Source organism: Brevundimonas vesicularis (genome assembly GCF_032067225.1).
GTDB classification, from domain to species: Bacteria; Pseudomonadota; Alphaproteobacteria; order Caulobacterales; family Caulobacteraceae; genus Brevundimonas; species Brevundimonas vesicularis_F.
Genome location: NZ_DAMBJX010000028.1, coordinates 12,543 through 31,630, shown reverse-complemented (window position 1 = coordinate 31,630; position 19,088 = coordinate 12,543). Strand labels below are relative to the sequence as shown.

Here is a 19,088-nt window from a genome sequence, read left to right as displayed (position 1 = left end):
GTCTTCTGGACGCTAGTTCTGGACGCTTTGGCCGGCGACGGCTAACGGCAGACGCATGAACGCCGATGACCGTCCCGAGGACGAAAACCCGCATCTCGACCGCCCGCTGCGATCGTTCGGCCGCATCAAGGCCCGCCCCATCAAGCCCCGCCAGGCGGCGCTGATGGAGACCCTGCTGCCCGCGATCGCCGTGCCCGATCCCAAGGCCGGGCCGCTGGACCCCAAGACGATGATGCCCGAGCCGACCGAGGTCTGGCTGGAGATCGGCTTCGGCGGCGGCGAGCATATGGCCGCCCAGGCGGCGACACGGCCGGACGCGCTGGTGATCGGCTGCGAGCCTTTCCTGAACGGCGTGGCCTCGGCCCTGCGTCATGTCGAAGAGGGCGGACTGAAGAACGTCCGCATCCATGCCGACGACGCGCGCGACCTGGTCGACGCCCTGCCGAACGCCTCGGTCGACCGGGTTCTGATCCTGTTCCCCGACCCCTGGCACAAGGCGCGCCATAACAAGCGCCGCCTGCTGCAGGACGAAACGGCCCAGGCCTTCGCACGCATCCTGAAGCCTGGCGGGACCCTGCGCTTCGTCACCGATTGGCTGGACTACGCCGAATGGGCGCTGGAGCGGCTGAATCGCACGCCGGGACTGGAGCGAATAGGTCCAGCCGATCAGGACTGGTTCGTCCCGCCCGCCGATCACGTCGTGACCCGCTACGAAGAAAAGAAGCTTGGCGACACGACCCCGGTCTTCCTTGAATATCGGCGAGTTGATTAGCAGCTAAGGGGTCGTTCCAACCGGACCTGACCTCCATGGCCTTTTCGATCTACGACGCCTCGGCGCCCGTCTTCGTGCGTACGCTGAACAATCTGTCGGCCTTGCTCGACAAGGCGCTTGCCCAGGGGTTCGATGAGGCGGCCCTGATGGAGGCGCGTCTCGCCCCGGACATGAACCCGTTCCCAGCCCAGGTGCGCACGGCGGCGTTTTCGGCGCGGGCCTGCGTCGCCCGGCTGGTCGGACAGGACTGGCCCAAGACGGACGATACCGAAGCGTCGTTCGCCGAGCTGAAGGCCACCATCGCTCTGTCCATCGCCTATATCGAAAGCGTGCCCCGCGATGCCTTCGAGGGCGCCGAGACGCGCGAAGTGGTGCTGAAATTCCCTGGCGGGCAGCACGAGTTCAACGGCGTCGATTATCTGACGGGGTTTGCGCTGCCGAACTTCTTTTTCCACGTCACAATGACCTACGCCCTGTTGCGCGCGGCGGGCGTCGAGATCGGCAAGCGCGACTATCTGGGGCCGCGCTGACGGCGGGTTTGATCGCGGGGGGCTGACAACTCCTTTCGGTTGGCCTATATGGCGCTCACATCGTTAGACCGGCGTCCAACGGCGTCGTTCCAAGCGGCGGCCCGGACGGACCGCCGCTTTTGTTTTGGATATTCGTCGCTTGCGCGCAAGAACCGCCCAGGATCGCCAGTTGCTGGACCTGATCGACCCCATCGCGGAGTCGTTGGGCCTGGACGTCGTGCGCGTGCGCCTGATGACCGGCTCCAAACGTCAGCGCCTCCAGATCATGGCCGAGCGGCCGTCCGACCACGACATCTCGGTCGAACAATGCGCCAAGCTGAGCCGCGCGGTGTCGGAAGTGTTCGACGCCGCCGACCCCATCCCCGGCGAATATATGCTGGAGGTGTCATCGCCCGGTATCGACCGTCCCCTGACCCGTCCCATCGACTTCGACCTGTTCGAGGGCGAGGAGGCGCGTCTGGAAACCGACCGGATGATCGAGGGCCGCAAGCGGTTCAAGGGCGTGCTGGCCGGCTATGAAGACGGCAACGTCCTGATCGACCTGGACGGCGAGGACGACACCGCCCTGATCCCCTTCGACTGGCTGAGCGACGCGAAGCTGGTTCTGACCGACGCCCTGATGAAACGGGGCGCCGCCATTCGCGCCGCCCGCGGCGAACCCGAAGACGACGGCCTTCCCGAAGGGGAAGCCTCCGACCTGATAACCGACACCACGACCCCTTCTGAGGACAACGCCTGATGGCCGTCACCGGTATTTCCGCCAACCGCCTCGAACTGCTGCAGATCGCCGAGGCCGTCGCCCGCGAGAAGAACATCGAGCGCGAAATCGTCATCGAGGCGATCGAAGAAGCGATCCAGAAGGGCGCCAAGTCGCGCTACGGCGCGCACCACGACATCCGCGCCAAGATCGACCACAAGACCGGCGAGCTGTCGCTGACCCGTCACGTCACCATCGTCGAGGACGACTGGATGCCGGAAGACGAGCTGGAAGAGTTCAACGACAGCGCCATGGTGCGCCTGAAGGACGCCTCCAAGCGCGATCCCGAGGCGGTGGTCGGCAAGGAATATGTCGAGAACCTGCCGCCGTTCGAGTTCGGTCGGGTGCAAACCCAGATGGCCCGCCAGGTCGTGACCGGAAAGGTCCGCGAGGCCGAGCGCGCCAACCAGTACGAAGAGTTCAAGGATCGCGTCGGCGAGATTGTCAACGGCACGGTCAAGCGCGTCGAGTACGGCAACACCATCGTCGACCTGGGCCGGGGCGAAGGCGTCATGCGCCGCGACCAGTCCATCCCGCGCGAAGTGTTCAACATCGGCGACCGGATCCGCACCTACATCTACGACGTCCGACCCGAGGCCAAGGGGCCGCAGGTCATGCTGTCGCGCGCCCACCCCGGCTTTATGGCCAAGCTGTTCGCTCAGGAAGTGCCGGAAGTCTATGACGGCGTGATCGAGATCCGCGCCGCCGCCCGTGACTCGGGTTCGCGCGCCAAGATGGCCGTCCTGTCGAACGACAGCTCCATCGATCCTGTCGGCGCCTGCGTCGGCATGCGCGGCTCGCGCGTTCAGGCGGTCGTCGCCGAACTGCAGGGCGAGAAGATCGACATCATCCAGTGGAATCCGGACGAGCCGACCTTCATCGTCAACGCCCTGGCCCCGGCTGAAGTCTCCAAGGTCGTGCTGGATGAAGAAGCCGGTCGCGTCGAAGTGGTCGTGCCGGACGAGCAGCTGTCGCTGGCCATCGGCCGTCGCGGCCAGAACGTCCGCCTGGCCTCGCAACTGACCGGCTGGCAGATCGACATCATCACCGAGGCTCAGGACTCCGAGCGTCGTCAGCGCGAGTTCGCCGAGCGCACCGGCCTGTTCCAGGAAGCGCTGGACGTCGACGAAGTCATCGCCCAGCTGCTGGTCACCGAAGGCTTCGCCACGGTCGAAGATCTGGCCTACGTCGATCCGTACGAAGTCTCCGAGATCGAAGGCTTCGACGAAGAGACCGCTGAAGAACTTCAGGCCCGCGCCCGCGAATATCTGGACAAGAAAGCCGCCGAGCTGGACGCCAAGCGCGTCGAACTGGGCGTCGAGGACGGCGTGCTTCAGGTGCCGGGCGTCACCCTGCCCATCGCCGTCGCCCTGGGCGAAGGCGGCGTGAAGACGGTCGAGGATCTGGCCGACCTGGCCACCGACGAAATCCGCGGCGGCTATGAGGTCAAGAACGGCGAGCGGGTGAAGGTCCCCGGCGTGCTGGAAAGCTTCAACCTGGCGCAAGAAGACGCCGAGCTGCTGATCCTGCAGGCGCGCGTGGCCGCCGGCTGGATCGACGCTTCGGAACTGCCGCAGCCCGAGCCGGAAGAGTACGAAGAAGAGGGCGACTACGCCGAGGGCGAATACGATCCGGACCAGGTGTTCGGCGACGCGCCTGCCGAAGACGACGCGGCCGAGGGCGAAGAGTCCGACGCCGAACCGTCGAACGCGTGATGGGAGACCTGGCCACATATGAGCTTGCGCGACGCAACGATCGATAGAGAACGCCGGGACCTCGTCTCTCACGAGGTCATGGACGAATCTCGCCTGATCCGTTTCGTCGCCGGGCCCGATGGCCAGGTGGTCCCCGACCTGGGCAGGAAACTGCCCGGACGCGGCCTGTGGGTCGAAGCCAGCCGCGCCTCGGTCGAGGCGGCGGTCAAGAAAAACGGCTTCACCCGCGCGGCCAAGACCAAATTGACCGCCCCGGCCGACCTGGCCGATGTCGTCGAACGGCTGCTGGCAAGGCGCTGTCTCGACCAGCTGGGTCTTGCCCGGCGCGAAGGCGTTCTTATATCCGGCTTCGAGAAAACCGCGGCGAGCCTGCGTACGGGCAAGGCCGCTTGGGTGCTGGAAGCCGCCGATGGCTCGGCCGACGGGCGCGGAAAGATCCTCGCCCTGGCCCGTCATCAGACCGCCAAGATCTGCGGCGCGTTCACGGCGGACGATTTGAGTTTGGCCCTTGGGCTGGAAAATGCGATACACGCCGTCCTGCTTGCGGGCGGACGCGCCGATCGGTGGACCATCGAGGTCGAACGACTGGCTGGATTTCGGCCGCTTCGCCCCCTTCACTGGGACGTTTCCAGGGTCGAGGACGGATCGGCGGGAGCACCCCCTACAGGGGCGAGCTGAGGATTTTAGCGGCCGAGGGCCTGTCTCCAAGGGCGGAGACGGGCTCACGGTCGTTCATGGGTATTAGATGAGGACGGCGGGCCTTTCCGCCCCGAGTAAAGCGACCGGATGAGCGACGAAAACGACAAGACCAACCAAGGCCAGGGCAACACGGGCGGCACGCCGTCCCAGACGGGGCCGCGCGCTCCGCTGAGCCTGAAGCCGCGCGTTGTGGGATCGGTGCCGACCGGCACCGTGAAGCAGAGCTTCAGCCATGGCCGATCCAAGACGGTGGTGGTCGAGACCAAGCGCCGCGCCGGCGCCGGCGGGCCGCAACGTCCGCAGGGCTTCGACGTCGCGCGTCCCCAACAGGCTGCCCAGGCGCCGCGTCCACAAGGTCCGCGTCCGTCGCAACCCGCCGGCGGCGCCCTGTCGGCCGAGGAGCAGGAAGCCCGCCGTCGCGCCATCGCCCTGGCCACGCAAGCGAACGCCGCCAAGGCTGACGCCGCCGCCGCCGCCAAGGCCGCCGCAGACGCCGCAGCCCGCGAACAGGCCGCCGCCACCGAACGCGCCGCCCAAGCCGCTCGCGACGAGGCCGCCGCCGCCAAGGTCGCCGCAGAAGCGGCACGCGCCGAAGCCGCCAAGCTGACGGCGGCTGCGCCTGTCGCGCCGGCCAAGCCCGCGCCCAAGCCGGCTGCGCCCGTCGCCGCCGCGCCTGCGCCTGTCGCGCCGACCCCGGCGCCTGCAACTCCGGCCCCGGCTGTGCCCGCCCGTCCGGCCGCTCCGGCTCGTCCGGTAGTCAACTTCGGCCAACGTGTGCCCAAGCCCGGCAATCCCCAACGCGCCGCGCCCGAGCGTCCGGCCTTCGGCGGCCGTTCGGCCCGCGAGCAGGCGATGGGCGGCGGCGATCGCGCCTATTCGGACCGCCCCCAGAGCGATCGTCCGCAAGGCGACCGTCCGCAGGGCGCCCGTCCCGGACCTGGCGGTCAACGTCCGCAAGGCGCCAAGCCGGCCGAGCCCGTCCGCTATTCGGCGCTGAATCCGCGTCCGGCGCCGGGCGCCGCCCGTCCCGGCGGCGCGCGCACCGGCCCTGGCGGTCGCCCGACCCCGAACGCCCCGCCGGCCGAGGCCAATGTTCTGCGTCCGGCCCGTGCGCCCGGCGCCGGCTTCGGTCGTCCGGCTGGTCGTGACGACGATCGCGAGAAGCGTTTCTCCGACGCCGGCAAGGCCGTCAGCCGCACGCGCGGCGAGCCCAAGCGCCGCGAAGGGCGCATGACCATCCAGTCCGTGGTCGGCGACGGCGACGCCGCCGAGCGGATGCGCTCGCTGGCCTCGGTTCGCCGTGCTCGCGAACGTGAGAAGGAAAAGCGCAAGGGCGGCTCGACCGATGCGCCCAACCGTCCGCGTGAAGTCGTCATTCCCGACGTCATCACAGTGCAGGAGCTGTCCAACCGGATGGCCGTTCGCGGCGTCGACATCATCAAGTTCCTGATGAAGCAGGGGCTGATGATGAAGATCAACGACGTGATCGATTCCGACACCGCCGAACTGGTGGCCGAAGAGTTCGGCATGGCCGTCAAGCGCGTCTCGGAATCCGACATCGAAACCGGCTTCCTGGGCGAGGCCGACGATGCGGACGCTTCCGACACCCGCGCGCCGGTCGTGGCCATCATGGGCCACGTCGACCACGGCAAGACCTCGCTGCTTGACGCCCTGCGCACGACCGACGTCGCAGGCGGCGAAGCCGGCGGCATCACCCAGCACATCGGCGCCTATCAGGTTCGCCTGCCGGACGACCAGAAGGTCACCTTCCTGGACACCCCGGGCCACGCCGCCTTCTCGGCCATGCGGGCGCGCGGCGCCAATGTGACCGACATCGTGGTTCTGGTCGTCGCCGCCGACGACGGCGTCATGCCGCAGACCATCGAAGCCATCCAACACGCCAAGGCCGCTAACGCGCCCCTGATCGTGGCGGTCAACAAGATGGATAAGCCCGGCGCGACGTCGCAGAAGGTCGTCAACGAGCTGCTGCAGTACGAAGTCATCGCCGAAAGCCTGGGCGGCGAGACCCAGATCATCGAGGTCTCGGCCAAGGAGCGGATGAACCTCGACGGCCTGCTGGAAGCCATCCTGATCCAGGCCGAGGTTATGGACCTGCGCGCCAACGCCGATCGCTCGGCCGAGGGTGTGGTCATCGAGGCCAAGCTGGACAAGGGTCGCGGCCCGGTCGGCACCGTCCTGGTCAAGCGCGGCACGCTGAAGCGCGGCGACATCGTCGTCGCCGGCGGATCGTGGGGCAAGGTTCGCGCCCTGCTGAACGAACGCAACGAGCAGCTGACCGAAGCCGGTCCGTCGGTTCCGGTCGAGATCCTCGGCCTGGACGAGGCGCCCTCGCCCGGCGACGTCTTCGCCGTGGTGGAATCCGAAGCCCGCGCCCGCGAGCTGACCGAATACCGTCAGCGGGTGAAGCGCGAGAAGGCCCAAGTTTCGGGCGGCTCGGTCTCGCTGGTCGACATGATGGCCAAGCTAGGCTCCAAGAAGACCTCGGAACTGCCGGTCGTCATCAAGGCGGACGTGCAGGGTTCGGCCGAAGCCATCATGGGTTCGCTGGACAAGATGAGCACCGACGAGGTTCGCGCCCGCACGGTCTATTCCGGCGCCGGCGGCATCACCGAGAGCGACGTCAACCTGGCCAAGTCGGCCGGTGCGCCGATCCTCGGCTTCAACGTCCGGGCTTCGAAACAGGCGCGCGATCTGGCCGAACGTGAAGGCGTCGAGATCCGCTACTATTCGATCATCTACGACCTGCTGGACGACATCAAAGGCGTGCTGTCCGGCATGCTGGCGCCGCTGCAACGCGAAACCTTCTTGGGCAACGCTGCTGTCCTTCAGGTGTTCGACATCTCCAAGATCGGCAAGATCGCCGGTTGCCGGGTGTCGGAAGGCGTGGTCCGCAAGGGCGCGCGCGTCCGCATCATCCGCGACGACGTCGTGGTGCTGGAGCTGGGCACGCTCAACACGCTCAAGCGCTTCAAGGACGAGGTCAACGAGGTCACGGCCGGCCAGGAATGCGGCATGCAGTTCCAGGGCTTCCAGGACATCAAGGAAGGCGACTACATCGAGTGCTTCACGGTCGAAGAGATCAAGCGCACGCTGGACTAGTTCCTCGTCGCGAGCACGAAGAGTTTAAGGCCCGGAACTCCAGGTTCCGGGCCTTTTTCTTTGCGGTCCGGACGTGATGCTTTCGACAGTGGGCGTTCGCGCTTCGCGAATGAACGAGGGTGGTCGTTGGCGAACGGCGGCCGTTCATCGCCGCAAGCGCGGTGGTGAAGGGCAGGGCACGACGGCACGGTCTGGTCATCGAGGGCCGGTCGTCGGTCCTTCCACTGACACAGGACACGCCGTCATGAAGACCGTCGCCGCCATCGCTCCCGTTCTCGCTCTCGCCGCCGCCCTGACAGCCGCGCCCGCCTTCGCCGCCGACTTGACCGTCGCCTTCCCGAGCGCGGCGCCCCAAGGCCAGATCATGGTCGCCGTCTTCAACAGCGAGGCCAACTATGGCGGCGAGGGCCAGCCGGCCCAGGTCGCCATGCTGGATGCCGCCGCCGGCCAGACTAGCGTCACCTTCGACGGCCTGCCGGACGGCGACTATGCGGTGCGCGCCTTCCACGACCTGAACGGCGACGGCAAGATGAACACCAATCCCTTCGGCATGCCGGTCGAGCCCTTCGCCTTCTCCAACAACGCCGTTGGCAATATGGGACCGGCGTCTTGGGAGCGCGCCAAGTTCGCGGCCGCCGGCGCGACGACCCAGTCCATCGCCCTGAAGTAAGCGACGAAAGCCGGAGTTCAATCATGACCCCCTCCCGCCGTTCCTTCCTGATCGGGGCCGCCGCCCTCTCGGCCGCAGTCGCCACGCCTGAAATGGTGCGCGCCGCCGCCGCCCTGGACGCCGTCGCCGCGACGAAGGCCGACTGGGCGCTGGCGACCCAGGACATCGAAGGCGACATCGCGCGGCAAACGATGCGCCTGGTCCACGGCCGGGCGCCGGCGGGGTTGCAGGGCGCGCTGTATCGCAACGGACCGGCCAAGTTCCGGCGGCCGGGCGGGTCGGCGACCCATTGGTTCGACGGCGACGGCATGATGCGCGCCTTCCGCATCCAGGACGGCCAAGCGACGCTGGAAGCGCGGTTCGCCGACACGCCCAAGCGCCGCACGGAGACGGAGTTGGGGGCCGTGGTTACGCCGGGCTTCGGCACCAGAGGCGACGGCCGCGCCCGCATCGGCTCGAACGACGACGCCAACGCCGCCAACACCGCCGTCATGGTCGCCGGCGATCAGATCTGGGCGCTGTGGGAGGCGGGATCGCCCCTGGCCCTGTCGGCGTCGGACCTATCGACGCGCAACTTCATCACTCTGCGGGATGACCTGAAGGGCATGCCGTTCCAGGCTCATCCGCGCTACGCCCCCGACGGCTCGATCTGGAACGTGGGGTCGGCGGGCGGTCAGGCCGTCATCTGGCATCTGCGCCCGGATCGCAGCCTGAGCGACGCCCAGGTCGTGACCCTGCCGCGCGCCAGCTATATGCACGACTTCACCGCCACCGACCGGCACGTGATCCTGGTGCTCCAGCCCTGGGTGTTCGCGACCCACGCCATGCCGGTGACCGCAGGCCTGGCCTGGCGACCGGAGATGGGGACGCAGGTCCTGGTGCTGGACAAGGACGACCTGTCCAAGCGCCGCCTTTATGAGTTGCCGGGCTTCTTCCACTTCCACCTGGGCGACGCCTGGGCCGAGCGCGACGGCACGATCCGCTTCGATATCGCCGCCAGCGGCGATCCGCGCTTCGCGGTCGATGGCGCGCGGGTTCTGGTGGACGGGCATGGGGTCGTTCCGGGCGATCCGGCGAAACTGGCGCTGATCACCCTGCGGCCGGATGGACGCGCCGACATGACCTACAGCGATGTCGTCGGCGAATTCCCGAAAGCGGACCCGCGTCGTGCAGGACTGAAGCGCAGCCTGACCGCCCATACCTCCGGCGAGACTCGCGGCCGGCCCCTGCCGACGGGACTGGCGGTCCACGACTGGGACAGCGGTCGCTCGCACGCCTTCGAATTCGGCGTGCATCAGGTGGTCGAGGAGGCGGTCTTCGTGCCCAAGCCCGGCGCGACGGCGGAACGGGACGCCTGGCTGGTCGGACCGTCGGTCAATCTGAAGGGTGGGCGGACGGAACTGCACGTCTTCGACGTGGCGCGGATCGAGGACGGCCCGGTCGCGACCTGGCAGGCGGACGTGGCCCTGCCAGCGGGCTTCCACGGCGTGTGGGCAGGATAGGGCCGCCCGGGCACAACCTTTGCGGGCCTTCACGGTTCGAAAAGGCTGACGTGCCAAGGTGAGACCATGACCCCCGTCCAAACGCCCGCCGACCTTCGCCCCATCACCGCCCTGCGCTTCGGCGCGGCCATGTGGGTCGCCGTCTACAGCTTCTGGGAGAACCTGGCGGGCGCAGGTCAGTCGGGTCTCGTCGCCAAGGGCTATCTGGGGGTCGAGTTGTTCTTCGTCCTGTCCGGCTTCATCCTCAGTCACGTCTATCTAGCGGCGGCGGGCGAGAAGCGGTTCTCGTATCGCGGCTTCCTGTGGGCGCGGATCGCGCGCGTCTATCCGCTGCATATCGCCACGCTGATCGGCGTGGGACTGCTGGCGGCCGCCGCCTTGTTCGCCGGCATGAGCGTGGACGCCAATGTGCTGAGTTGGACGTCGCTGCCCGCCAACCTCTTCATGGTTCACGCCTGGGGGCTGGCGCCGGTCGCGGGCTGGAACCATCCATCCTGGTCCATCTCTGCGGAGTGGTTCGCCTATCTCTGCTTCCCGCTGTTCGCCTTCGTCTTCTGGCGCCTGCGTCATCGGCCGATCGCGGCGGTGGTCGGGGCCGCAGCCTTCCTCGTCATCCTCTATTTCGCGTTCGAGCAACTGGCCGGCTTCGCCTTAACCGAGGCGACGATCCGCTGGGGCGCGCTCAGGATCGTGCCGTGCTTCGCCTTGGGCTGCGCCCTCTATCTCGTCTATCGCCGCGCGCCGTTGAAGGCGCCGTGGCTTTGCGCCGCCGTCTCGTTCGGCCTGATGGTGCTCAGCGCCGCGCTCGGACTCTGGGACGGCGTCACGGTTCTGCTGGCCGGCGCCCTGATCCTGTCGCTGGCGTCGCTGCCCAACGCGCGCGCCGGATGGCTGGCGTCAAAGCCTGCCGTCTACCTCGGCGAGATCAGCTATTCGGTCTATATGGTCTGTGTGCCGTGGAAGCTTCTGGCGGTCGGTCTGGCCGCCAAACTGTTCGACGCGCCCGACAAGCAGCTTCAAATTTTCGTGTGGTTGGCGATCCTGGCCCTTCTGCCGGTTGTCGCGGCCGTCTCCTATCATCTCGTCGAACGCCCGGCGCGTAAGGCTCTGAGAGACATGGCCGACAAGCGCGCCAAGCGTCACAACAAGGTTTCAGAAGGAAATATGAAGCACGGCGATATGCCGAAACATCTTGCGACAGGGCGTGATCCCGTGGCCTAAAGGGCGCTTCCAAAGGCGGGTCGGGATACCCCAGCATGACGAAACGGCTCAAAGCCGCCGCGGTTGCGGCGACACTCGGTTTTTTTGCGCTGGGCGCCGTCCCCTCCACCGCAAAGGCTGATGAGCCCTATTGGCAGTGCGTGACATTCGCGCGCATGTTCTCTGGCATCAACATCTTCGGCGACGCCTGGACCTGGTGGCGCCAAGCCGCCGCCAACTTCCGCACCGGCAAGGCCCCGGAAACCGGCTCGGTTCTGGTCTTCCGCCCCGAGGGCCGCATGAGCCGTGGCCACGTCGCTGTCGTCTCCGACATCCTGACCGACCGCGTCGTGCGCGTGACCCACGCCAACTGGGGCGGCAGCCGCGGCAAGGTCGAAGAAAACGTCACCGTCGTCGACGTCTCGCCCTCCAACGACTGGTCGCAGGTCAAGGTCTGGTACAATCCGATCAACGACCTGGGCACGACGGTCTATCCGACCTACGGCTTCATCTACAAAGGCGCCCGCGATGCCTTCGACGCCGGCCGTCAGATCGCCGCCAACGTCTCGGCCCAAGGCCAGCATTAAGGGCCAGCACTAAGCTTGCACCGCCCGCCATCGCGGGCGATAGGCGGGCATGACCCAATCCAGCGACATCACCTACGCCGGCTATCTGGCGTTGGACGACCTGCTTTCGACTCAGCACCCGCGGTCGGATCAGCATGACGAAATGCTGTTCGTCGTCATCCACCAGACCAAGGAACTGTGGCTCAAACAGATCCTGCATGAGACGGCTCTCGCCCAGTCGATGGTGCGCGCCGGCGACCTCGTCCCGGCCTACAAGAGCCTTGCGCGCGTGAGCCGCATCCAGGCGGTGATGACCCACAGCTGGGACATTCTGTCGACGATGACGCCGTCGGACTATCTGCGGTTCCGGGGGTCGTTGGGGTCATCGTCCGGCTTCCAGAGCGACCAGTTCCGACGTTTCGAAGCCATGCTGGGCTTGAAGGACGCCAGCTTCCTGAAGTTTCACGAAGACCGCCCCGAGGCACTGGCCGCGCTTCAGGCCGCCATCGCGGCGCCTAGCCTTTACGATGACGCCCTGGCCCAACTGGCAAAGGCCGGTCTGCCTGTGCCCGCCGAGGTGCTGAACCGCGACGTGACCAAGCCCTATGAGCCGTCCGAAGCCGTCGAGGCGGCCTGGCTGGAGGTCTATCGCGACACGGAACGGTGGTGGGTCCTGTATCAGCTGGCCGAGAAGCTGGTCGATCTGGACGACGCCCTGCTGACCTGGCGGCACAAGCATGTCGTTACGGTCGAACGCATCATCGGTCGGCGTCGCGGTACGGGCGGAACGGAAGGCGCCGCCTATCTGGCCTCGACCCTGACCAAGCGCTGCTTCCCCGAGCTGTGGTCGCTTCGCACCAAACTTTGATGTCGCAGGCGGCAACCTTCGCCGCGCCGGACCATTTCGCCGTTTGACCGCAACAGCGGAAGGAATGGACGAGATGAGCAACCCCAACGCCCACGACATCAAGGTTCTGAACGGCCTGATCGAAACGACGCTGGACAGTGCGGACGGCTATCGCGAAGCCGCCGAGCAGACGCAGGACCCGCATTACCGCACCCTGTTCGAGCGCCGCAGCAGCGAACGCCAGCAGGTCGTCGACGATCTGTCGGCCGCCGTGCGCGGTCTGGGCGGCGATCCGGAGTCCGATGGATCGATCCTGGCCAAGGCGCACCGCGCGTTTCTGGATGTGAAACATGCCCTGCTGAGAAACGACGATTCTGTCGTTGGCTCGATCAACTCGGGCGAGGGGTTCATCGCCAACAAATATGAAAAGGCGCTGGAAGACACCGGCATTTCCGCCACCACGCGCGAGACGATCCGGCGCGCCTATGCGGCGGTGAAGACCGAGCATGAGCAGATGGAAGCCCTGAAACACAGCCTGGAGGGCCAGCGCGACGCGGCCAATCCCTTGTTCCCGCAGTAATCCCGGACTGACGGAATAGAAAAAGGCCCCGGCGTCACCGCCGGGGCCTTCGTCATTTGATCATTTGGCCTGAAACTAGGCTTCTTCGGTCTTGGCGGCCGAACCGGTTTCCGGAACGACGACGCCCTTGGCGGGGCGAACCGTCTGGCGCTCGGCGATACGGGCCGACTTGCCGCGACGATCGCGCAGGTAATAGAGCTTGGCGCGACGCACGACGCCGCGGCGCTTCACTTCGATCGACTCGATGTTCGGCGACAGGATGGGGAAGCGGCGCTCGACGCCTTCGCCGAACGAGATCTTGCGGACCGTGAAGGTTTCGCTGATGCCGCCGCCGTCACGGGCGATGCAGACGCCTTCGAAGGCCTGAACGCGTTCGCGCTCGCCTTCCTTGATCTTCACGTTGACGCGCAGGGTGTCGCCGGGCTGGAATTCCGGGATTTTGCGTTCGCCCAGGACGCGGGCTTTTTCTTCGGCGTCCAGCTGTTGAACGATGTTCATGTCATTTCTCCTCGGGCTTTGCGCCCTTTAGCTGTGAGTTGGCGAGATGCGCCTGCCAGAGGTCCGGCCGTCGCTCCCGCGTAGTCGTCGCCCGCTGCGCCTCGCGCCATCCCGCGATCCTCTTGTGATCGCCCGACAGCAGCACCTCGGGTATCTCAAGCCCCTCGAACGTCCGCGGTCGCGTGTACTGCGGGTGTTCCAAGAGCCCATCCTCGAAGCTTTCGGACGACAGGCTGTCGCCTGAGCCGAGCACGCCGGGGATCAGTCTTACGCACGCCTCGATCGCGACCATCGCCGCCGCCTCGCCGCCGGCGAGAACCGCATCTCCGACCGAGACCTCCTCGAACCCGCGTGCGTCCAGCACCCGCTGATCCACCCCCTCGAAACGACCACACAGCACGACGATCCCGTCGGCTTTCGACCATTCCTTGACGCGCGCCTGGGTCAGGGGCCGACCCCTGGCGCTCATGTACAAAAGCGGCCGTTTCGGTCCCGGCAGGCTATCCACCGCCCGGGCCACCACGTCCGCCTTCAGCACAGCTCCCGGGCCGCCACCCGCAGGGGTGTCGTCCAGGAAGCCGCGCGTATCTGTGGAAAAGGCGCGAATGTCAACCGTTTCCAGGCTCCACAAGCCCTTCTCGCGCCAGGCCGTGCCAATCAGCGACACCCCGAGAGGGCCCGGAAAGGCCTCGGGAAACATGGTCAGGACGGTTGCGGTAAAGGGCATGGCGGCGGCTCTTACACCAAACGCGCAGGAAATGCGCGTTAGCGGATCACCTGCGCCATGCCGATAGACTTGGGCGCGGTTGGGCTGAAGCCGTACTGGGCGTAGAGCCGGTTCGCTTCGCCGTCAGCGATCAGGCTGACGTAGGCGCCCTGCGCGTGACTGCGCAGCCGATCCATCAAGACCGTCATGATCGCCTTACCCAAGCCGCGCCCCTGATGTGCGGGTTCGATGGCCATATCGACGATCTGGAAGAACAGACCTCCGTCACCGACGATCCGACCCATGCCGACCACCTGATCGTCCCGGCGTACGACAACGGCGAACCAGGTATGCGGCAGGCCGGCGATGGCGTTCGCCTCAGCTTTCGGGCTCAGGCCGGCGTTGATCCGGAGGCGGAGATAATCGGCGACCGAAGGCGTTTCGGCCGTCAACTCATAGCCGGCGATCATGCTTTCGGCGCCCCGCCGCCCGCCGCGATCCAGCTGTCGACCTGATCCTCCAGCACGTCCAGCGGCACCGAGCCGGAGCCCAGCACGACCGCGTGGAAGTCCTTGATGTCGAACCGGTCGCCCAAGGCCGTCCTGGCGCGGTCGCGCAGTTCCTCGATCTTCAGCTCGCCGATCTTGTAGCTGGTCGCCTGGCCGGGGTTTGTGATGTAGCGCTCGACCTCCTTTTCGATGTCGCGCTCGGACAGCAGGGAGTTCTGGCGGAAATAGTCCATCGCCTGTTCGCGGCTCCAGCGCTTGGCATGCAGGCCGGTGTCGGTCACCAGACGCACCGCGCGCCACAGCTCGGTCGAGAGCCGGCCGAAGTCGGAATAGGGGTCCTGATAGAAGCCCATCTCCTTGCCCAACTGTTCGGCGTACAGCCCCCACCCTTCCGCATAGGCGCCATAGCCGCCGAACCGGCGGAAGCGCGGCAGGCCCTCGATCTCCTGCGCATAGGCGATCTGGAAATGGTGGCCCGGCGCGCCCTCGTGATAGCTGATGCCCTCGATCTGGGGCTTCAGCACCTGGGTCATGTCCGACAGATTGACGTAGTAGATGCCCGGCCGCGATCCGTCCGGCGCGGGCGAGTTGTAGAAGGCGATCGAGGCTGTCGCCTCACGGAACGGCTCCACCGCCCGCACCTCCAGCGCCGCCTTGGGCAGGGTCGAGAACCATTGCGGCGCCGCCGCCATCACCTGGGCGATGAAGCCGCGCGCGTCGGTCAGATACTGCTCTTTGCCCTCGGGCGTATTCGGATACTGGAACCGTGGATCCGTCTTCAGGAAGGTGAAGAAGTCCTGCAGCGAGCCGGTGAAGCCGACCTGGGTCTTGATGGTCTCCATCTCGGCCTGGATGCGGGCGACCTCGGCCAGACCGATCTGATGGATCTGCTCGGCGGTCAGGTCGGTGGTGGTCGAGAGCTGGAGCCGGGCGTTATAATAGGCCTCGCCCTGCGGCAGGCGCCACACGCCCGCATCGCTGTCAGCCTTGGGCTGCACCTCGGCCAGGGCCGTCAGCACGGTCTCGAACCCGGCCTTGTAGGGGCCGGTCAGGGCGGCGCGGGCTTCCGACAGCAGCCGGTCCTTCGTCGCCTGATCGGTCTCCAGCGCCGCGACCTTCTTGATGAAGTCGGCCCAGACCGGATTGTCCGCCCCGTCGTCGAACGGCGCGCCGGTGATGACGTTGCGGGTGTTGGCGATGGACGGCGCGAAGACGAAGCGCGGCGAGACGACGCCCGCCGCCGCGCGCTGCCGCAGTTCCTCGGCCACCTGATCCATCTGCGTCTCGGCGGCCTTGATCCGCGCGACATAGGCCTCGGCGTCGGCCACGCTGGAGACGCGGTGGTTGTTGATCAGGAAGACCGGCAGGCTGGTCGTTGGATTGCCGTTGGCGGCGAACTGAAAGCCCCAGTCGCGCCACTGGTTCGACAGCCGCGCCTGCTGGACGCCATACTCGAACATCCGCCACGACAGCGCCGCCTGCGGCCCCAGCTTCTGCGGATCGAACTGGGCCTTCATCTGCGCCAGCTGCGCCTCCTGAAGCGCCAAGGCCCGGTCGGCGGCGGCGTCCGACACATCGTCCAGCTTGTCGTAGTCGGTTTTGATCCCCAGAGACGTCATCTGCTGCGGGCTAAGCGCGATCCGCGCCTGGAAGGCCTGCTCAAAGAAGGCGTTCAGCCGCGCGTCCTCGCTTTCGGCGGGGGCTGTCAGTGCAGGGGCCGAGGTTTGCGCCAGCGCGGGCGCGGCGGACAGCACCGCCATCACGGCGGCGGACGAGATCAGAAGACGACGCATGAACAACCCCTCGTGAAACAGGGCCGCACCTTCGGGGTCGTGTGCGCGCGGCGCAAGCGATCAATGCCGCCGCCGTTGCGGCGATCCGACACGTCGAAAGCAAAATTTTCGATACGGCGTCGCTTGATGCAACCCAAGTTCAGGGTCGGCGTTTCGACGAAACTTGACCATACCAACAAGGGTTCAAACCATGCGCAAGATCATCACCCTGTCCATCGTCGCCGCCGCTCTGGCCGTGTCGGCCTGCAACACCATCGCCGGCGCCGGCCGCGATGTCTCGGCCGCCGGTTCGGCCGTCACGCAAGGCGCCAACGACGCCAAGAACTAAGGCTTTCGCAAAAGCCGATGTTGGAAAGGCCCGTCGGATCCCGGCGGGCCTTTCTCGTATCCGTCGCATCACAGTGTTACGTTGCGTCATCATTCGGGAGACGGCGATGGGCTTTCTGGACAATGTGGTGAAGGGTCTCGGCGACGACGCCGCAGGCGGTCTGAGCGATCTGCTCAAGGGTCAGGGCGGCGTCGGCGGACTGGCCGAGAAGTTCGGTCAGGCGGGCCTGGGCGATGTCATCGGCTCCTGGGTCGGCACGGGGCCGAACGCCAATATCTCGCCTGAGCAGATCACGGCCGTCCTCGGCCACGGCCCCATCGCCGACATCGCCGCCAAGATGGGCGTGACCCCCGAACAGGCCGGCGAGACCCTGGCCGGTCTTCTGCCCGAAGCCATCGACCGCCTGACCCCCGGCGGTCAGATCGACGGCGCCGACGACCTGCTTGGCAAACTGCCGGGCGGCCTGGGCAACATGATCGGCGGCTTCCTGAAGCGCTGAAGCCTCAGGACGGCTGGCCCTCGGTCGCCGCGATCGCGGCCTCTTCTTCCATCGCGGCCTTCTGGCGCGCCTGCAGCGCAGTCTGCTTCGAAGCCACGATGAAGGCCAAGACGATCCCGAACACACCGATGATCGCTGAATACAGGAAGAAGGCCACGTAGCCCGCGCCCAGCGCCGCTGGGGTCACGCCGCTTGTCGCCGCTCCGGTGGTCAATACGCCGGGTTGCAGATTGGCGAACAGCGCCCGCAGGCCAGCGAAAGGCCCGGTCCCTTCGGCGGCTCGAGCGGACGCCTCGACGATCCGTCCCGACTGCGTCGCGATCAGCTTGCCGGGCAGGGCGTACAGTGATGTGAACAGGGCGTACTGGGTCGCGGTAAAGCCGATCGACGTCAGGCTGGACATATAGGCGATCAAGGCGGTCCCGGCGTATCCGCTCGAGACGTTGTCCACGCCGATGGCGACGGTCAGGGCCGACAGGCTGTGTCCCTGGGTCGCCAGCCAGGCGAAGATCAGGTTGGACACAGGGCTCATGAAGGCGCCGATTACCATGGTGCGGATCAGGCCGAGCTTGGCGACCGACCAGCCGCCGATGATCACGCCCAGACTGGTCATGATCACGCCAAACACCTTGCGCACCTCGGCCAGTTCCGTCTTGGAAAAGCCGAGGTCGATGTAGAAGGGCGGCATGATGTTCAGCACGAAATCCGCCAGGCGATAGACGCAGATCAGCGCCAGGATCAGCGTGGCTACGCCCGAGAAACGCCTGTAGAAATCGGCGAGGGGCTGGCCGAACGATCCGGCGAGATAGGCGCCGGGCCGCGTCTTGGTTCCCGGCAGCGGCCAGCAGGCCATGACCATGACGGCCAGGCCCATGAGCACCAGAGCGAACTGCAGATAGACGCCCTCCGGCTTCGCCGCCAGCGCTGCTGCGACCGCCGCCTTGCCGTCCGGGCCGAGGCCGAAGAGCCCGAACAGGGCGTTCAAGGGTGCCGACTGTCCCGTCAGGCCCGAACCCAGGAACATGGCGGCGACGGCGATGACCGCCAGACGCGCGATCCACTCGAAGATTTCCAGCTTTGGTCGCGAAGGAAGGTCTCCCACCGGGATGGCTCGGATCGAGTGCGCCTTCTCACGCGGAGCGAACAGTACGCCGGCGATACCGATACCCATGAGTGCAGCCATCACCGCGTAAGAGAGGTTCCAGTTGTAGAGATCGGCCAGCACCAGCGGCACGGCCCCGGCCACGATCATGGCGACGCGGTAGCCCAACTGATAGGCGGCGGCCATGGCGCCATGGCGACTGTCGTCGGCGGCCTCGATCCGCCAGGCGTCGATGACGATGTCTTGGGTGGCGCCGAAGAAGCCGACGAGGGCGGCGAAGCCGGCCACGGCGATCAGGGCGTTGGAGGGGTTCAGGGTCGAAATCGACCATAGACCGAAGATGATCACGCCCTGCGTGACCAGCATCCAGGCGCGACGATGACCAAGCAGAGGCGTCAGAAGCGGGACGGCGGTTCGATCGATCAGCGGCGCCCAGACGAACTTCAACGAGTAGCTGAGCGTGGCCAAGGCGAAGAAGCCGATCACTTCGAGCGTCAGGCCGCTCTCTCGCAACCAGGTGGTCAGGGTGTCGAAGATCAGCAGGTTCGGCAGGCCTGCCGAAAAGCCCAGCAACAGCATGATGAAGACGCGCCGCTCGCCATAGACGGCGAGGCCGCCGAAACGGCCGGCGGGCTTGCCGTTGGCGGGGGGATGAGCTTGGTCGGTCATGCACGGCTCCGGCGCGGCGGCCGGAA

General features: G+C 66.7%; 19 protein-coding genes. 14 read left to right on the top strand and 5 right to left on the bottom strand.

What is annotated here, in order from left to right; genetic code table 11:
• The first annotated feature begins 55 nt into the window (after nucleotides 1–55).
• The 12 genes from trmB to RT123_RS09020 all read left to right on the top strand — a co-directional run bounded on the left by trmB (nucleotide 56) and on the right by RT123_RS09020 (nucleotide 12,958).
• Nucleotides 56–772 carry a tRNA (guanosine(46)-N7)-methyltransferase TrmB gene (gene trmB / locus RT123_RS09075; RefSeq protein ID WP_313008820.1) on the top strand — a complete coding sequence of 239 codons (717 nt, stop codon included), beginning with the start codon at nucleotides 56–58 and terminating at the stop codon, nucleotides 770–772.
• A gap of 35 nt (nucleotides 773–807) precedes the next feature.
• The gene (locus RT123_RS09070) at nucleotides 808–1,302 is read left to right on the top strand and encodes a DUF1993 family protein (protein WP_066553704.1); all 495 of its coding nucleotides are present in this window, start codon (nucleotides 808–810) and stop codon (nucleotides 1,300–1,302) included.
• 139 nt (nucleotides 1,303–1,441) lie between these two features.
• On the top strand, nucleotides 1,442–2,041 hold the full coding sequence (gene rimP, locus RT123_RS09065; RefSeq protein ID WP_313008819.1) for a ribosome maturation factor RimP: 600 nt from the start codon (nucleotides 1,442–1,444) through the stop codon (nucleotides 2,039–2,041).
• Nucleotides 2,041–3,774 (top strand): transcription termination factor NusA, encoded by a 1,734-nt coding sequence (gene nusA, locus RT123_RS09060; protein ID WP_313008818.1) that lies wholly within the window; start codon nucleotides 2,041–2,043, stop codon nucleotides 3,772–3,774. The genes rimP and nusA overlap by 1 nt, the downstream gene beginning before the upstream one ends.
• 18 nt (nucleotides 3,775–3,792) lie before the next feature.
• Nucleotides 3,793–4,452 (top strand): RNA-binding protein, encoded by a 660-nt coding sequence (locus RT123_RS09055; RefSeq protein ID WP_313008817.1) that lies wholly within the window; start codon nucleotides 3,793–3,795, stop codon nucleotides 4,450–4,452.
• 108 nt (nucleotides 4,453–4,560) lie between these two features.
• Nucleotides 4,561–7,593, top strand: coding sequence for a translation initiation factor IF-2 (gene infB, locus RT123_RS09050; protein WP_313008816.1), 3,033 nt, complete (start codon nucleotides 4,561–4,563; stop codon nucleotides 7,591–7,593).
• Between the two features lie 244 nt (nucleotides 7,594–7,837).
• Nucleotides 7,838–8,263, top strand: coding sequence for a DUF2141 domain-containing protein (locus RT123_RS09045; protein ID WP_313008815.1), 426 nt, complete (start codon nucleotides 7,838–7,840; stop codon nucleotides 8,261–8,263).
• Nucleotides 8,264–8,286: 23 nt separating this feature from the next.
• A complete protein-coding gene (locus RT123_RS09040; protein ID WP_313008814.1) occupies nucleotides 8,287–9,765 on the top strand; it encodes a carotenoid oxygenase family protein in 1,479 nt (492 codons plus the stop codon).
• 66 nt (nucleotides 9,766–9,831) lie between these two features.
• On the top strand, nucleotides 9,832–10,986 hold the full coding sequence (locus RT123_RS09035; RefSeq protein ID WP_313008813.1) for an acyltransferase: 1,155 nt from the start codon (nucleotides 9,832–9,834) through the stop codon (nucleotides 10,984–10,986).
• A gap of 35 nt (nucleotides 10,987–11,021) precedes the next feature.
• On the top strand, nucleotides 11,022–11,552 hold the full coding sequence (locus tag RT123_RS09030; RefSeq protein ID WP_055754667.1) for a CHAP domain-containing protein: 531 nt from the start codon (nucleotides 11,022–11,024) through the stop codon (nucleotides 11,550–11,552).
• Nucleotides 11,553–11,601: 49 nt separating this feature from the next.
• Nucleotides 11,602–12,399 carry a tryptophan 2,3-dioxygenase gene (locus RT123_RS09025; RefSeq protein WP_313008812.1) on the top strand — a complete coding sequence of 266 codons (798 nt, stop codon included), beginning with the start codon at nucleotides 11,602–11,604 and terminating at the stop codon, nucleotides 12,397–12,399.
• Nucleotides 12,400–12,472: 73 nt separating this feature from the next.
• On the top strand, nucleotides 12,473–12,958 hold the full coding sequence (locus RT123_RS09020) for a PA2169 family four-helix-bundle protein (protein WP_039247171.1): 486 nt from the start codon (nucleotides 12,473–12,475) through the stop codon (nucleotides 12,956–12,958).
• A gap of 75 nt (nucleotides 12,959–13,033) precedes the next feature.
• Here RT123_RS09020 and rplS read toward each other — a convergent pair whose 3' ends face one another.
• Genes rplS through RT123_RS09000 form a run of 4 tightly spaced genes read right to left on the bottom strand, consistent with a single transcriptional unit; the run spans nucleotide 13,034 to nucleotide 16,464 of the window.
• The gene (gene rplS, locus RT123_RS09015) at nucleotides 13,034–13,456 is read right to left on the bottom strand and encodes a 50S ribosomal protein L19 (RefSeq protein ID WP_017505017.1); all 423 of its coding nucleotides are present in this window, start codon (nucleotides 13,454–13,456) and stop codon (nucleotides 13,034–13,036) included.
• Between the two features lies 1 nt (nucleotide 13,457).
• Nucleotides 13,458–14,183, bottom strand: a complete 726-nt coding sequence (gene trmD, locus RT123_RS09010) for a tRNA (guanosine(37)-N1)-methyltransferase TrmD (protein WP_313008811.1) — start codon at nucleotides 14,181–14,183, stop codon at nucleotides 13,458–13,460.
• Between the two features lie 38 nt (nucleotides 14,184–14,221).
• The gene (locus RT123_RS09005; protein WP_313008810.1) at nucleotides 14,222–14,632 is read right to left on the bottom strand and encodes a GNAT family N-acetyltransferase; all 411 of its coding nucleotides are present in this window, start codon (nucleotides 14,630–14,632) and stop codon (nucleotides 14,222–14,224) included.
• The gene (locus RT123_RS09000) at nucleotides 14,629–16,464 is read right to left on the bottom strand and encodes a DUF885 domain-containing protein (protein WP_313008809.1); all 1,836 of its coding nucleotides are present in this window, start codon (nucleotides 16,462–16,464) and stop codon (nucleotides 14,629–14,631) included. The genes RT123_RS09005 and RT123_RS09000 overlap by 4 nt, the downstream gene beginning before the upstream one ends.
• A gap of 190 nt (nucleotides 16,465–16,654) precedes the next feature.
• On the opposite strand from RT123_RS09000, the gene RT123_RS08995 reads away from it, so the two are divergent.
• Entirely contained in the window at nucleotides 16,655–16,792 is a 138-nt protein-coding gene (locus RT123_RS08995) for an entericidin A/B family lipoprotein (protein WP_039247129.1), read from the top strand.
• 106 nt (nucleotides 16,793–16,898) lie between these two features.
• The gene (locus RT123_RS08990) at nucleotides 16,899–17,291 is read left to right on the top strand and encodes a YidB family protein (protein WP_313008808.1); all 393 of its coding nucleotides are present in this window, start codon (nucleotides 16,899–16,901) and stop codon (nucleotides 17,289–17,291) included.
• Nucleotides 17,292–17,295: 4 nt separating this feature from the next.
• Here the strand turns inward: RT123_RS08990 and RT123_RS08985 are convergent, their stop codons facing one another.
• A complete protein-coding gene (locus tag RT123_RS08985; protein ID WP_313008807.1) occupies nucleotides 17,296–19,062 on the bottom strand; it encodes an AmpG family muropeptide MFS transporter in 1,767 nt (588 codons plus the stop codon).
• Nucleotides 19,063–19,088 lie beyond the last annotated feature (26 nt).